At 62.5% G+C, this 14,345-nt stretch carries 11 protein-coding genes; 7 read left to right on the top strand and 4 right to left on the bottom strand.

Annotated elements, in window-relative coordinates; genetic code table 11:
• Nucleotides 1–131: 131 nt before the first annotated feature.
• Nucleotides 132–1,799 (top strand): GMC family oxidoreductase, encoded by a 1,668-nt coding sequence (locus DFO48_RS11970; RefSeq protein ID WP_114863535.1) that lies wholly within the window; start codon nt 132–134, stop codon nt 1,797–1,799.
• Between the two features lie 574 nt (nt 1,800–2,373).
• On the top strand, nt 2,374–3,132 hold the full coding sequence (locus tag DFO48_RS11975; RefSeq protein ID WP_003074636.1) for a TSUP family transporter: 759 nt from the start codon (nt 2,374–2,376) through the stop codon (nt 3,130–3,132).
• 36 nt (nt 3,133–3,168) lie between these two features.
• Here DFO48_RS11975 and mrdA read toward each other — a convergent pair whose 3' ends face one another.
• The 4 genes from mrdA to DFO48_RS11995 all read right to left on the bottom strand — a co-directional run bounded on the left by mrdA (nt 3,169) and on the right by DFO48_RS11995 (nt 7,984).
• Nucleotides 3,169–5,121, bottom strand: a complete 1,953-nt coding sequence (gene mrdA / locus DFO48_RS11980) for a penicillin-binding protein 2 (protein ID WP_003074634.1) — start codon at nt 5,119–5,121, stop codon at nt 3,169–3,171.
• Between the two features lie 122 nt (nt 5,122–5,243).
• Complete coding sequence (mreD, locus tag DFO48_RS11985) at nt 5,244–5,762, bottom strand: rod shape-determining protein MreD (protein ID WP_003074633.1); 519 nt, start codon at nt 5,760–5,762, stop codon at nt 5,244–5,246.
• Nucleotides 5,759–6,775 carry a rod shape-determining protein MreC gene (gene mreC / locus DFO48_RS11990; protein ID WP_003074630.1) on the bottom strand — a complete coding sequence of 339 codons (1,017 nt, stop codon included), beginning with the start codon at nt 6,773–6,775 and terminating at the stop codon, nt 5,759–5,761. The genes mreD and mreC overlap by 4 nt, the downstream gene beginning before the upstream one ends.
• Nucleotides 6,776–6,940: 165 nt before the next feature.
• Nucleotides 6,941–7,984: a rod shape-determining protein gene (locus tag DFO48_RS11995; RefSeq protein ID WP_003059473.1), complete on the bottom strand. Its 1,044-nt coding sequence runs from the start codon at nt 7,982–7,984 to the stop codon at nt 6,941–6,943.
• A gap of 212 nt (nt 7,985–8,196) precedes the next feature.
• Here DFO48_RS11995 and gatC point away from each other — a divergent pair, with 212 nt between their 5' ends.
• The 5 genes from gatC (at nt 8,197) to DFO48_RS12020 (ending at nt 14,330) form a co-directional block, all read left to right on the top strand.
• The gene (gene gatC / locus DFO48_RS12000; RefSeq protein ID WP_003074628.1) at nt 8,197–8,496 is read left to right on the top strand and encodes an Asp-tRNA(Asn)/Glu-tRNA(Gln) amidotransferase subunit GatC; all 300 of its coding nucleotides are present in this window, start codon (nt 8,197–8,199) and stop codon (nt 8,494–8,496) included.
• A gap of 21 nt (nt 8,497–8,517) precedes the next feature.
• Nucleotides 8,518–10,008 carry an Asp-tRNA(Asn)/Glu-tRNA(Gln) amidotransferase subunit GatA gene (gene gatA, locus DFO48_RS12005; protein ID WP_003074626.1) on the top strand — a complete coding sequence of 497 codons (1,491 nt, stop codon included), beginning with the start codon at nt 8,518–8,520 and terminating at the stop codon, nt 10,006–10,008.
• A gap of 114 nt (nt 10,009–10,122) precedes the next feature.
• Nucleotides 10,123–11,580, top strand: coding sequence for an Asp-tRNA(Asn)/Glu-tRNA(Gln) amidotransferase subunit GatB (gene gatB, locus DFO48_RS12010; RefSeq protein ID WP_114863536.1), 1,458 nt, complete (start codon nt 10,123–10,125; stop codon nt 11,578–11,580).
• Between the two features lie 142 nt (nt 11,581–11,722).
• Complete coding sequence (locus DFO48_RS12015; RefSeq protein ID WP_034348382.1) at nt 11,723–12,415, top strand: hypothetical protein; 693 nt, start codon at nt 11,723–11,725, stop codon at nt 12,413–12,415.
• A 1,102-nt stretch (nt 12,416–13,517) separates the two neighbouring features.
• Complete coding sequence (locus DFO48_RS12020) at nt 13,518–14,330, top strand: alpha/beta hydrolase (RefSeq protein ID WP_114863537.1); 813 nt, start codon at nt 13,518–13,520, stop codon at nt 14,328–14,330.
• Nucleotides 14,331–14,345 lie beyond the last annotated feature (15 nt).

Genomic DNA, 14,345 nt, shown 5'->3' on the forward strand with positions numbered 1-14,345 from the left:
AACAGGAGTATGCGAGCGCTTTCCCTATCGACACTGGCAAGGTCATCGCACCTAATGAACCGGACTTTCTGCCCATGACTGCCTGACGCTCTGGCCTCTGCGCCAAGCTGTACCGGCCTTTTGATCTGCCCATGAGTGATACCCAGTTCGACTACATCGTCATCGGCGGCGGTACAGCAGGTTCGCTGCTGTGCAACCGTCTCACCCGCAACAAGAATCACCGGGTTCTGCTGATCGAAGCAGGCGGCAAGGATGACTACCACTGGATCCATATCCCTGTGGGGTATCTCTATTGCATAGGCAACCCGCGCACCGACTGGCTCTACCAAACCGAACCTGACCCCGGACTCAACGGCCGCAGCCTGCGCTATCCGCGCGGCAAGACACTGGGTGGCTGCTCCAGCATCAACGGCATGATCTATATGCGCGGCCAGTCCCGCGACTACGAGCAATGGGCCAATCTGACCGGCGACGACACCTGGCGCTGGGAGCAGGTCCTGCCGGCCTTCAGGCAGCACGAGGATCACTGGCGTCTGGACCCCGGAGGCAATGCCGGCGAAGAGTTCAAACGCCTGCACGGCAGCAAGAGCACGGGCGGCAGCGGCGAGTGGCGCGTGGAGAAGCAGCGTCTGCGCTGGGACATACTCGACGCCTTTGCCCAGGCGGCGCAGCAGGCCGGCATCCCGGCCACCGACGACTTCAACCGTGGCTGCAACGAGGGCGTGGGCTACTTCGAGGTCAACCAGAAATCGGGCCTGCGCTGGAACACGGCCAAGGCCTTTCTGCGTCCCACCTGCTATGGCCGCCCCAATTTCGAAATGTGGACCCGGGCCCAGGTACGCAGGCTGATTCTGGAAGATCTGCCAGACGGCAGCCAGCGCTGCACCGGCGCCGAAGTCTGGACCGGAGACGAGATGGTGACCGTACAGGCCGGGCGCGAAGTGCTGCTCTGCGCGGGTGCGGTCAACTCGCCGCATATCCTGCAACTGTCGGGCATCGGCCCCGGCGAATTGCTGCAGCGCCATGCCGTGGCCGTGCGCCGCGATCTGCCCGGCGTGGGCGCCAATCTGCAGGACCACCTGCAAATCCGCTCGGTCTACAAGGTGCACAACGCCAAGACGCTCAACACCATGGCCGGCAGTCTCTGGGGCAAGGCGGCCATAGCCCTGGAATACGCACTCAAGCGCAGCGGCCCCATGAGCATGGCCCCCTCGCAACTAGGGGCCTTTACACGCAGCAATCCGGCGCTGGCCCACCCCAATCTGGAATATCACGTGCAACCGCTGTCGCTGGATGCCTTTGGCGAGCCGCTGCACGACTTTGCCGCCTTCACCGCCAGCGTCTGCAACCTCAACCCCAGCAGCCGCGGCACGGTGCAGTTGCAGGGCGCCGACTTCCGCCAGGCTCCGGCCATCGCACCCAACTACCTCTGCACGGCCGAAGACCGGCAGGTGGCAGCAGACAGCCTGCGTGTCACGCGGCGCATCGTCAGCCAGCCGGCGCTTGCGCCCTTCCAGCCCGAAGAGTTCAAGCCCGGTGTTCAATACCAGAGCGACGAGGAGCTGGCGCGTCTGGCCGGCGATATCGCCACCACCATCTTCCACCCCGTGGGCACGACCAAGATGGGGCGAGCCGACGACCCGATGGCGGTCCTGGACAGCCGCTTCAAGGTGCGAGGCGTGCAGGGCCTGCGCGTGGTCGATGCCGGCGCCATGCCTACCATCACCAGCGGCAATACCAACAGCCCGACGCTGATGATGGCCGAAAAGGCGGCGCAGTGGATTCGTGATGCAACCTGAAAAACGGCCTCTCGAAAATCCGAGCGATTCACTGTGACAAGCCCGTCAGCGCCTGAAATTCGCTCTGGAGCGCAAAGCCTGTCCGAGCGGAAGAATCCCGCGCGACGTCATGCTCCATGAATCAAAGTCTTCAGAGATCTTTTGCTTATAAGCATATGACGCTATTGTTTTTGAAATATCGCAAAACTCATAAGGATGTCACGAAACTTTCTGATTCATTTGTCAGACGTTTTTGATATAACCCAAGGGAATTCCCCAATGCACCACACAGGTGCAGCCCTTACATTCTCGTCACTCTCGCTGCTCCACGAAGCAGCATGGAGGGCCGAGGAGACAACTCGACACAACCAGACCAATACATATAAAAGCATCAAAGATGCGTTCAAAAGCGCCCCTCAGTGGGCGCTTTTTTTATGCCTGCGCACAAGCTTGAGGCGGCGGTGCGACAATGCCGGCGCCATCTTCGGGCCTTCACGCCCTCTCTCCCCTGGCTTCTTCATCCCGCCTCCGGCAGCGCCGCCCCAGCGGCAGCGGGCGCTGCTCACGGCATGCACCAATTGCAGGCATTTGCTCCATGGAATGGATTCTTGTTTCTCTCGCCTCGGCCCTGGCCGGGTTTGTTGACGCCATCGTGGGAGGCGGCGGACTGATTCTGGTGCCGGCCATGTTTGCGGCCTTCCCCACCACCACGCCCGCCACGCTGTTTGGCACCAACAAGAGCGCCGCCGTCTGGGGCACGGCCATTTCCGCCTGGCAGTACAGCAAGCGCGTCCATATCACCTGGGCCACACTGCTGCCCGCCATCGGCACGACGCTGGTGGGAGCTTTTCTCGGAGCCTGGGCCGTCACGTTGATTTCGCCCGATTTTCTGCGCAAGCTGCTGCCCTTCATCCTGCTTGGCGTGCTGGGCTACACCCTGGCCAAAAAAGAGCTGGGCCGCGACCACGAACCGCGCCTGGCAGGCCGCACCGAGATGTTGACCGCCAGCGCCATCGGCCTGCTGATCGGTTTCTACGACGGCTTCTTCGGCCCGGGCACGGGCAGCTTCTTCGTGTTCCTGTTCGTGCGCCTGCTGGGCTATGACTTCCTCAACGCCTCTGCCAGCGCCAAGCTGCTGAATCTGGCCTCCAACGCCGCAGCACTGCTGCTGTTCACGCTCAAGGGCCATGTCTGGTGGCACTTTGCCATCCCGCTGGCCGTGGCCAACGTGCTGGGCAGCATGCTGGGCACCTGGATGGCCTTGCGCCACGGAACCGGCTTTGTACGCACGATTTTCATCGGCGTGGTCAGCCTGCTGATTCTGAAGACGGGCTACGACGCTTTTCTGCGTTAAGCCATTACACAGAAAGCGTTAACAGCCATCAATTTATCAAGGTGCTGTTTCGTCGTCGGACAGCACCGAGATATCTTCCACACGGCGCGGCGTGCCGATCGGTGCGCCCGCCTTGCCCTGGCGCACGGCAGCGATATCAGCCTCGCTGGGATAGTTGCCCACCAGCCAGTAGTCCAGGATGCGGCGTGCGATGGGTGCGGCAGCCGCTGCACCGAAGCCGGCATTCTCCACAATCACGGCCACGGCAATCCTGGGCGCTTCGGCCGGGCCGTAGGCGATATAGAGCGAATGGTCGCGCTGGTACTCAGCCAGACGCGCAGCGTTGTACTTTTCCTTCTGGCCAACGCTCACTGCCTGGGCCGTGCCGGTCTTGCCACCCGACAGATAGCTGGCACTACCGAATACGCCACGCCCCGTGCCGCCGGTCACCACCCCCACCATGCCACGCTTGACCGCATCGACATTGCTCTGCTTGTAGCCCAGGTTGACGGGTGCCGGCTGAACAATGGCCGTGCGCGTACCGGTGACGGAGTCGATCAGCTCCTTGCCCACATGGGGCGTGAAGCTCATGCCGTTGTTGACCAGCGTGGCCAGCGCATGCGAGAGCTGGAGGATGGTGAAGTTGTTGTAGCCCTGGCCGATACCCAGAGAAATCGTCTCGCCCGCGAACCATTGCTGCTGCGCGGCGCGCTTGTAGGTCTTGCGCTTCCACTCCTTGCTGGGCAGCACGCCGCGCACCTCGCCGGGCAGATCGATGCCGGTGATCTGGCCAAAGCCCAGCGGCTTCATGAAGTCGTGGATCGCATCCACGCCCATCTCGTTGGCCAGGGTGTAGAAATAGACATTGCTGGAATGCTGGATGGCGCGCGCCAGGTCCACCGGGCCCAGCGCATGGCCGGAGCGGAAGGTGTGGCCGCCAAAAGTCCAGGAGCCGCCGTCCTGGATCACCGTGCCCGGCGTGCGCTTGCCGGTCTCTATGCCTGCCAGGCCCATGAAGGGCTTGTAGGTGGAGCCTACCGGGTAGGTGCCGCGCATGGAGCGGTTGAGCAAGGGGCGATCCAGCGATTCGTTGAGTGCCTTCCAGCTCTCCTGGTCGATGCCGTCGACAAACAGATTCGGGTCGTAGGTCGGCTTGCTGACCATGGCCAGCACCTCGCCGTTGCGCGGGTCCATGGCGATGGCCACGCCACGGCGATTGCCGTAGAGGTCTTCCACCATCTTCTGCAGCTTGATATCCACCGACAGCTGCAGGCTGTGACCCGGCGTGGCGGGGCGGCTGCCCAGGCGGCGCACGGCATGACCGCCAGCCGAGGTTTCCATTTCCTCCCAGCCGGTCTGGCCGTGCAGCTGCAGCTCATAGCTCTTTTCGGCACCCAGCTTGCCCATGACCTCGGTGCCGCGGTAGTTGGCGGCATCATCGGACTCGTCGATCTCTTCTTTTTCCCTTTGATTGATACGACCGATGTATCCGATCAGATGGCTGCCGGTTTCCTTGAGCGGGTAGGTGCGGAACAGGCGGGCCTTGATGTCCACGCCCGGAAAGCGATAACGCTGAGCAGCGAACTTGGCGACTTCCTCATCCGTCAGGCGCGAGCGGATCGGAATCGACTCAAAGCTCTTGGAGTCATCCATGAGCCGCTTGAACTTGCGACGGTCGCGCGGCGTGATCTCTATGACCTCGGACAGCCCCTCGATGGTCTCGTCCAGATCCTCGACCTTCGAGCGTGTGATCTCCAGCGTATAGGCCGAGTAATTGGTCGCCAGCACCACGCCGTTGCGATCCAGGATCTGGCCCCGGTTGGGCACGATGGGTACCACCGCCGTGCGATTGCTCTCGGCCCGCTCGGCAAATTCCTCATGGCGCTCGACCTGCAGCACCAGCAGACGCCAGACTAGCAGACAGAACGCCAGAAATACCACGCAGCCCATGACGACTGCCCGCATCCGGAAGCGCTGCAGCTCGACTTCGGTGTTGCGAATCTCCATCATGCGCAGGCTCCCCGCACGCCAAGCCAGTGACTGCAAGCAAGGGCCGCCCCGCAGCGAGGCAGTCGTTCCCCCCCGCGAAGCGAGAGGGGGAAAGGCGCGCAGCGACTCAAGGGGGCTTTCATCTACAGAGGCCGGTTTTCATCGCTGTCCGGCGCACGGCGCTGCGGCGCCAGCAGCAAAGCGCTGACCACAGGCCACAGCAAGGTCTCGATCACTGGCGCTATCAGAAACTCCAGTCCTGGGAAGATACCCCCTGTCGCGACACGCAGCAGTACCTGAATGCCGTGCGCCGCAGCAAACACCGGCAGCAGGTGCAGGGCCTGCACGGGGCTCGAGAACCAGAGCAGACGACGACTCATCCAGCCCGTCACGAAGACCAGCAAGGTGTAGGCGAGCGCATGCTGGCCCAGCAGCGAGGCTCGGTCCACATCCATGATCAGGCCCAGCGCAAAGGCAATGCCCAGACCCACGCGCTGCGGCTGGTTCAGGCTCCAGAAGGCCAGCAGCAACATGAGCATGTCCGGCAGCCAGACGATGCGGCCCAGCGGCAGCATATTGATGGCCAGTCCGATCACCAGGGTGACGACGATGAACAGAGGGTTGACCGGCAGCAACAGCTGCTGGCCGCGCGGCATGATCATGCGGGGTCCTTCGCGGGCTTGGCACCCGCCTTCTCAGCGGCGGCCTTCTCCTTTTCGGCAGCGGCGGCTTCCTTCTTGCCGCGCGCCTTGGCTGCGCGGTCGGCCTTCTCGGCATCGGCCTTGGCCTGCATATTGGCGGCTTCGGGATGTTCGGTGCGGCCCTGAGGCTTGAGCACCATCACATGACGCACGCCCTGCACGCGGCCCACGGGCTCGCAGTAGATGCGGGTGAAGGCAGAGTCGGCACGGCGGTCCACCGTCACCACCTTGGCCACGGGCAAACCCAAGGGATACAGCCCGTCAATACCGCTGGTAGTGAGCAAATCGCCCACCTGCACATCGGCATTGCTGGGCATGAAGCGCAACTCCAGCCCGCCGGCGCGGGTCGAAGACGCATCGCCATAGGCAACGCTGCGCGCGCCAGTGCGCGGGTTGAAAACGGGAATGGCCTGATCGCGATCGATGAGCAGCGTGACCTCGGCACGCGTCGGATAGACGCGCGTGACCTGGCCTATCACGCCTTTTTCATCCAGTACGGGAGAGCCCGGCTCGACCCCGTCGGCCTGCCCCTTGTCGATCACCACGCGGCGCGTATAGGGGTCGGGACTGTCATAGACCACCTCGGCCACCTGGCCCGGCGTCAACGAGCGCTCACGCAACTCCAGCATGGAGCGCAGATGCTCGTTCTCCTTGATCAACTCGTCGGCCAGTTCGGCACGCTGAGCCATGACGACCAGCTCCTTGCGTGCAGCATCCTCGCGGGCCACGGCCTGCTGCTGCACTTCGGCATAGCGGCTGGCGTTCTGATAGGCCAGCACCGGCTGGGCCACCACCCATTGCACGGGCGACAGCGCCACCGACAAGGCGGAGCGCACGGGAGTAGTGATCTTGAAACGCGCGTCGGCTACCATCAAAAACAGCGCCAAGGCGCTGTAGAGGGCAAGCTGGGAAGTGCGCGAGGCCTGTTGCTTGAACAGTGATGGAGCGCGGTGGTCCAGGGTGTCCAGGCTCATGTGCGCTCCCTGGGCATAGCCGTATGCGTACGGCCTTCCCAACCAGAAGGAATGCAAAAAGAGAGCGCGGTATGCAGGCGTATCACGGACTCAGGCCCTGTTCATGGAAGTGGCTGCGGTACGCGCACTATGCCGCGTGCCGCAAAACACCACATTGCACAGCGATTAATCGCTGGTGAAGATGCTGCCCTGGCGATCCATGGTCTCCAGCGCCATGCCGCAGCCGCGCACCACGCAGGTCAGCGGCTCTTCGGCCACCAGCACGGGCAGACCGGTTTCTTCGGCCAGCAGACGATCCAGATCGCGCAGCAGCGCGCCGCCGCCGGTCAGCATCATGCCGCGTTCGGCAATGTCGGCACCCAGCTCGGGAGGCGTCTGCTCCAGCGCGTTCTTCACGGCGGAAACGATCTGGTTGAGCGGATCGGTCAGCGCTTCCAGCACTTCGTTGGAAGAGATGGTGAAGCTGCGCGGCACGCCTTCGGACAGGTTGCGACCCTTGACTTCCAGTTCCTTGACTTCGGAGCCGGGGAAAGCCGAGCCGATCTGCTTCTTGATCAGTTCTGCCGTGGGCTCGCCGATCAGCATGCCGTAGTTGCGGCGGATGTAGCTGATGATGGACTCGTCGAACTTGTCGCCGCCCACGCGCACGGAACCCTTGTAGACCATGCCGCCCAGCGAGATCACGCCCACTTCGGTCGTGCCGCCGCCGATGTCCACCACCATGGAGCCCGAGGCTTCGGACACGGGCAGGCCCGCGCCGATACCGGCTGCCATGGGTTCTTCGATCAGGTACACCGCTGTGGCGCCCGCAGCTTCGGCGGCGTCCTTGATGGCGCGGCGCTCGACCTGGGTGGAGCCGCAGGGCACACAGATGATGATGCGGGGGCTGGGCGTCAGCACCGAGCGTGGATGCACCATCTTGATGAACTGCTTGATCATCTGCTCGGTGATCACGAAGTCGGCGATCACGCCGTCCTTCATGGGACGGATGGCTTCGATATTGCCGGGCACCTTGCCCAGCATGGCCTTGGCTTCGCGGCCGACAGCCTGGATCACCTTCTTGCCGTGGGGGCCGCCTTCGTGACGGATCGCAACCACCGAAGGTTCGTCCAGAACAATGCCCTTGTCTCGGGCGAAAATCAGGGTGTTAGCTGTGCCAAGGTCAATGGCAAGGTCGGTGGAGAAGTACCGACGGAAAGCTCCGAACATTCAGGGTCCTCTCAGGCACGGCTTGCGCATCGGCTAGCCGTCGCCGGGATGTAAGGTAATGGAGTCTGGGTGGTGGGCATTTTTTGCACAATGACCAGCCGAACGGAGGTATTGCGGCAAAGCCGAGATAATACCGTATCCCCTGTGAATAACTTCTACTGTCAGGGTTAGAAACACTGCTTTACACGCGGCGGCCCTGTTAAATAATTTCTATGGCATTGAACGATCAAGACATTGCGCGCATCGCCAACTTGGCCCGCCTTGAGCTGTCGCAAGACGAAAGTGAGCGCATGCTCGCGCAACTAAACAACTTTTTCGGCATCGTCGAAAAAATGCAGGCTGTGGATACTTCAGGCGTCAGCCCTCTGTCACATCCGGTGGCAGCCATCCAGGACGTCGCCTTACGGCTACGTGACGATTTGGTAAGTGAGGGCAATAACCGCGACGCCAACATGCAGAACGCCCCTGCAGCCGAAAAGGGTTACTTCCTCGTGCCCAAGGTCATCGAATAAACGCGCGGGACACACAAGAACATGAGCCAAACCGAACTCCACCAATTGAGCGTGGCCGAGCTGGCCGCGCAACTGCGCGCCAAGCAGGTCTCTGCCACCGAAGCCGCCCAGCATTTCCTGGCCCGCGCCAAGCAGCACCAGAACCTGGGCGCTTTTGTCGCCATCAATGAAGACGCCACCCTGGCCCAGGCCAAGGCGGCAGACGCCCTGATTGCCGAAGGCAAGGGCGGCAAGCTGGCCGGCGTGCCCATCGCGCACAAGGACATCTTCGTCACCAAGGACTTCCCCACTACCGCCGCCAGCAAGATGCTGGAGGGCTACCAATCGCCGTTTGACGCCACCGTGGTGAAGAAGCTGGCCGATGCTGGCGTGGTCACCCTGGGCAAGCTCAACTGCGACGAATTCGCCATGGGCGGCGCCAACGAGAACTCGGCCGTGGCCCCCGTGGGCTTCGACAGCGCCCAGCCTGTGCGCAACCCCTGGAACACCGAGCGCGTGCCCGGCGGTTCGTCCGGCGGCTCGGCCGCTGCCGTGGCCGCGCGTCTGGCCCCGGCCGTGACCGGCACCGACACCGGCGGCTCGATCCGCCAGCCCGCCTCGTTCTGCGGCATCACCGGCATCAAGCCCACCTACGGCCGCGCCAGCCGCTACGGCATGATCGCCTTTGCCTCCAGCCTCGACCAGGCCGGCCCCATGGGCCGCAGCGCCGAAGATTGCGCGCTGCTGCTGAGCGAGATGTGCGGCCCCGATCTGGACCGCGACTCCACCAGCCTGGACTACCCGGCCGAGGACTTCACTGCCCGCCTGGGTGACTCGATCGAAGGCCTGCGCATCGGCGTGCCCGCCGAGTTCTTTGGTGAAGGCCTGTCCGACGATGTCCGCACAGCCGTGGACGCCGCGCTCAAGGAATACGAAAAGCTGGGCGCCAAGCTGGTGCCCGTGAGCCTGCCGCGCACCGAACTGTCCGTGCCCGTGTACTACATCCTGGCTCCGGCCGAGGCTTCGTCCAATCTGTCGCGCTTTGACGGCGTGAAGTTCGGCCATCGCGCCGCCAGGTACGAAGACCTCAACGACATGTACAAGAAGACCCGCGCCGAAGGCTTTGGCGACGAGGTCAAGCGACGCATCATGATCGGCGCCTATGTGCTGTCCGAAGGCTACTATGACGCCTACTATCTGCAGGCGCAGAAGATCCGCCGCATGATTGCCGACGACTTCCAGGCCGCCTTCAAGGACTGCGACGTGATCGCCGGTGCGGCAGCGCCCACCACGGCCTGGGCCATTGGCGGCAAGGCCGACCCCGTGAGCAACTATCTGGCCGACATCTTCACCCTGCCCGCATCGCTGGCCGGCCTGCCCGGCCTGTCCCTGCCCGCAGGCTTTGGCGACGGCGGCATGCCCGTGGGCCTGCAGCTGATCGGCAACTACTTCAGCGAAGCCAAGCTGCTGAATGCGGCCCACCGCTTCCAGCAAGCGACAGACTTCCACCTGAAGAGCCCTGTTGGCATTTAAAAATTAATAGCTTCTTGCGCTTGTACTGACTTATTTTCAGCATGAAAACAACCTGAAACCTAATCAGAACATGCGCAAGCCGCTTCTCTTTTAGCAGTTAGGACACACAGAGCAATGACTGTGAAACTGATCAATGGCTACGAAGTCGTCATCGGCTTCGAAACCCACACCCAGCTGGCGACCAACAGCAAGATCTTCAGCCGTGCCAGCACCGCCTTCGGCGCCGAGCCCAACACCCAGGCCAGCGCCGTGGACCTGGCACTGCCCGGCACGCTGCCGGTGATGAACAAAAAGGCCGTGGAATGCGCAATCAAGCTCGGCCTGTCGCTGGGCTCGACGATTGCGCCGCGTTCCATCTTCGCGCGCAAGAACTACTTCTACCCTGATCTGCCCAAGGGCTACCAGATCTCCCAGTTCGAGATCCCCGTGGTGCAAGGCGGTGAAGTCAGCTTCTATCTGGAAGAAGGCAAGAACAACGTCCTCAAGACCGTGCGCCTGGTGCGCGCCCACCTTGAGGAAGACGCAGGCAAGTCGGTGCACGACGAGTTCATCGGCCAGTCCGGCATCGATTTGAACCGCGCCGGCACGCCGCTGCTGGAAATCGTGACCGAGCCCGATATCCGCTCTACTGCCGAAGCCGTGGCCTACGCCAAGGAGCTGCACAAGATCGTCACCTGGATCGGCATCTGCGACGGCAACATGCAGGAAGGCTCGTTCCGCTGCGACGCCAACGTCTCCGTGCGCAAGCCCGGCCAGCCGCTGGGCACCCGCCGCGAGATCAAGAACCTGAACTCGTTCAGGAACATGCAGATCGCCATCGACTACGAAATCCTCTGGCAGATCGAGCAGATCGAGGACGGCCACAAGATCCAGCAGGCCACCGTGCTGTTCAACCCCGACACGGGCGAGACCCGCGCCATGCGCACCAAGGAAGATGCGGCCGACTACCGCTACTTCCCCGACCCCGACCTGCCTCCGCTGGTCGTGGCGCCCGAGTGGGTGGAGCAGGTCAAGGCCGAGATGCCCGAGCTGCCCCGCGCCATGGCCGCGCGCTTTGTCGAGCAATACGGCCTGCCCGAGTACGACGCCACCACGCTGACGCAAAGCCAGGCCATGGCCGCCTACTTTGAAGCCGCCGCCAAGGCCTGCGGCCAGCCCAAGCTGGCCTCCAACTGGATCATGGGCGAGATCTCGCGCCGCCTGAACATGGAAGAGATCGGCATGGACCAGGTCAAGGTCACCGCCGAACAGCTGGGCACCCTGATCGCCCGCATCCACGGCAATGTCATCAGCAACAACTCCGCCAAGCAGGTGTTTGAAGCCCTGTGGACCGGTGCAGGCTCAGATGTGGACGCCATCATTGAAGCCAAGGACCTCAAGCAGTCCAACGACACCGGCGCACTGGAAGCCATCATCGACGAGGTGATTGCCGCCAACCCCGCCAACGTGGAGCAATACCGCGCCGGCAAGGACAAGGCCTTCAACGCCCTGGTCGGCCAGGTCATGAAAGCCTCCAAGGGCAAGGCCAACCCCGGCCAGGTCAACGAGCTGCTCAAGGCCAAGCTGGCCTAACTCTGTTACACGCACGTCCCCAAAGACGTGCCTGTGTCCCCAGATAATGTGGACACGCTCTAAGGGCCGCAGGCAGCATATGCCTGCGGCCTTGTTATTTGCCGCTTCCCACGCCCTGCGCCGCCTGCTCAGGAAAGTTTTTGTGATCTTCTCGAACGCCTCCCTCATCGAATCCGAAAAAGAGCGCAACCTCTGCACCAAGTTCTTTGCCGGCTACTTTTTCAACGAATTCACGGCCGGCTATGCCAAGCGCATCGTTTATTTCAACCGCTACATCCAGGAAGTCACCGGCCGCGAAGACCTGGGCATTCAGAACCCCCATATCTCGTTTGACACCCACGCCTACCTGTGCCACGAGCGCCTGCGCAGCAAGCTGGCAGATGTCCTCATCTCCGACCCTGCACGCCAGGTCTTTCTGTTCATCGAGACCAAATACCTGAGCAACTGGACTTACGCCGCCGATGTGGCCAAAGGGCTGGAGCGCCTGGACAAGGTGTTCGACGCTGACAAGAAACCGCATCTGGCGGACGCCCGCCAGCATTACTTTGTGCTGACCTCGCGCCGCAAGGAAGAAGCCGCGGGCCGCCCGGTGCAGCACTACGCCCCGGTGAATGGACCTATCTATGTTCCCACCCCTGCGCGCGCCGCAGAAATGAGCGAGGGCGACACGGCTGAGTCCGCGAAGCCTTCTTTCACCAGCCTGCTGTATTGGGAAGACCTGGCCCAGATGTGCGACCGCTCGGAAGTGCGCCAGTACATGGAGGCGCGGTTGAAGCTGTGCGTGAGCAGTTCGCGGAATCAGCATAAGGCGGGGTATTTTTTGCCGGGGGCGTGATAGCTAGGTGTCTGGTCCCCTCGCAGGCGCAGCCGAAGGAACGGGGGCAGTAGGGGCGGGCTCTTTGCCTACTTTCTGGTGATCCGGCATACCGGCAGTAGAAAGTAGGTCGGCATGGCGGGCTGAGACCCGCCCACTGTCCACTAATCAGGCATGTCGCTAAAACAGAGGCTTCAAGCCAAATCGGTCTCTGGCTCCATCGCATCAGCGTAAGCCGCTATCAAAAAAGCGCTTTTTTTGTCGTACACGACAGAGGCCGGGCCGGCCGCGCCGGGTCTCGCCCCGGCAGGCGAGTTACCTTTCTTGCTCGCACAAGAAAGGTAACCCAAAGAATGCGCCCCGACTGTCTGCGTCCCTTCGCTGCGCTGCGGGCAAACCTGCGTCACGCCATTCAGTCTGCGGTGCAGCAAAACTCGCTTTGCGCTGCGCGCGCCGCTCAAACACGTTGCCGCAAGTCAGAGCACGATGCAACGCTGTCCTGCGGCAGCGTTGCCCGCAGCCTGACCCGCGTGCCGCAGGCGCTAACACACGGGTGGAAGCGGGTACGGACGGCCTGCGAGAGTTATGACGAAATTGGCTTCTCTCGCCTATCTGTATTGCGGTAGCAGCTATTAATTTTCCAAAGAAGCTATCCCGCATCCGGTATTGCCCCTTGTGCCCACGCCTGCGACGGCAAGCTCTTGGGGTTGGCAGTTGCACCACAGAGTGCAACTGCATCGTCATCTAGTCTGCGGCAACCTGTTTGAACGGAGCGTCGAAGACGCGAAGTGAGTTTTGCCGCACAGCCCCAAGAGCTTGACGGCGCAGGTCGCCCCAGAGCGCAGCGAAGGGGTCGTGGGCAGCAGGGGCGGTGTTCTTTGCTTACTTTCTTGCACCTGCAAGAAAGTAAGTCGGCAGGCGGGCCGAGACCCGCTCTCTGAAAACCAAGCAGGCATGCGGTCAAGACAAAACACGAGCCAAACAAGCCCCAGCCGCAGGCAACACCAATGCCACCCGCTATCAATTCCTCAAACCACCACTTACATAAAGCCGAGGTAAAGCGCACACCAAACCCACACAAATCTGCGCACAATCCGGCGCAAACCCCATACTTTTGCGCTCCATGTTCTCCAAGCTGCTCAAGCCCCTGCTCTGGCTGCTGGCCCTGTGCCTGGCGGTCTATATCTGTATCTGCAGCTATATGTTTGCGCAGCAGCGCCAGATGATTTTTCCGGGCGGCGGCACGCAGGTGGCGGCCGAGAGCACCGATTTCTCGCTGCAGCGCGCCGATGTACTGCTGCGGGGCTGGCAGTTGCACCCGGCGGATGGCAAGGCGCGCAATGCAGTGATCTACTTTGGCGGCAATGCCGAGAACATTGCCCACCGGCGCCAGCAGCTGGCGCGCAGCCTGCCACATAGCGATATCTATATGCTGGCCTACCGCGGCTATGGCGCCAGCGAGGGCGAGCCCACGCAGGAGCTGATGGAGCTCGATGCCGCCGCCCTGTTCGATGAGGTCAGGCGCCTGCACCCCCAACTGCCCATCACCGTGATCGGCCGCAGTCTGGGCACGGGCGTGGCGGCTGCCGTGGCCGATCTGCGCCAGCCGGAGCAGCTGGTGCTGGTCACTCCCTTCGACAGCATTCTGAACACGGTGCGCGGCATGTATGGCTGGCTGCCCGTGGAGCTGCTGCTGCGCGATCCGTTCGACTCTGCCGCGCATCTGCGCAATTACCATGGGCCGATTCTGGTGCTGCGCGCCGGACTCGATCAGGTGGTGCAGCCCGAGCGCACCGATGCGCTGCTGCACAGCCTCAAGGGCAAGGCGGTTCAGGTGCAGGCATTCGCCCAGGCGAATCACTCGACCATCTTCCGCGCCAACGGCTTCTGGAGCGCCATAGAGCAGTTTGTGGACGGGCATCAAAAAGAGGCCTGAAAGGCCTCTGACGCT

It is taken from the genome of Comamonas sp. AG1104, from assembly GCF_003350425.1.
Taxonomy (GTDB): domain Bacteria; phylum Pseudomonadota; class Gammaproteobacteria; order Burkholderiales; family Burkholderiaceae_C; genus Comamonas; species Comamonas testosteroni.

Excerpts from the sequence above, each read along its gene's own strand:
- DFO48_RS11970 (WP_114863535.1), top strand. The coding sequence starts at position 132 with ATGAGTGATACCCAGTTCGACTACATCGTCATCGGCGGCGGTACAGCA.
- DFO48_RS11975 (WP_003074636.1), top strand. The coding sequence starts at position 2,374 with ATGGAATGGATTCTTGTTTCTCTCGCCTCGGCCCTGGCCGGGTTTGTT.
- mrdA (WP_003074634.1), bottom strand. The coding sequence starts at position 5,121 with ATGATGGAGATTCGCAACACCGAAGTCGAGCTGCAGCGCTTCCGGATG.
- mreD (WP_003074633.1), bottom strand. The coding sequence starts at position 5,762 with ATGATCATGCCGCGCGGCCAGCAGCTGTTGCTGCCGGTCAACCCTCTG.
- mreC (WP_003074630.1), bottom strand. The coding sequence starts at position 6,775 with ATGAGCCTGGACACCCTGGACCACCGCGCTCCATCACTGTTCAAGCAA.
- DFO48_RS11995 (WP_003059473.1), bottom strand. The coding sequence starts at position 7,984 with ATGTTCGGAGCTTTCCGTCGGTACTTCTCCACCGACCTTGCCATTGAC.
- gatC (WP_003074628.1), top strand. The coding sequence starts at position 8,197 with ATGGCATTGAACGATCAAGACATTGCGCGCATCGCCAACTTGGCCCGC.
- gatA (WP_003074626.1), top strand. The coding sequence starts at position 8,518 with ATGAGCCAAACCGAACTCCACCAATTGAGCGTGGCCGAGCTGGCCGCG.
- gatB (WP_114863536.1), top strand. The coding sequence starts at position 10,123 with ATGACTGTGAAACTGATCAATGGCTACGAAGTCGTCATCGGCTTCGAA.
- DFO48_RS12020 (WP_114863537.1), top strand. The coding sequence starts at position 13,518 with ATGTTCTCCAAGCTGCTCAAGCCCCTGCTCTGGCTGCTGGCCCTGTGC.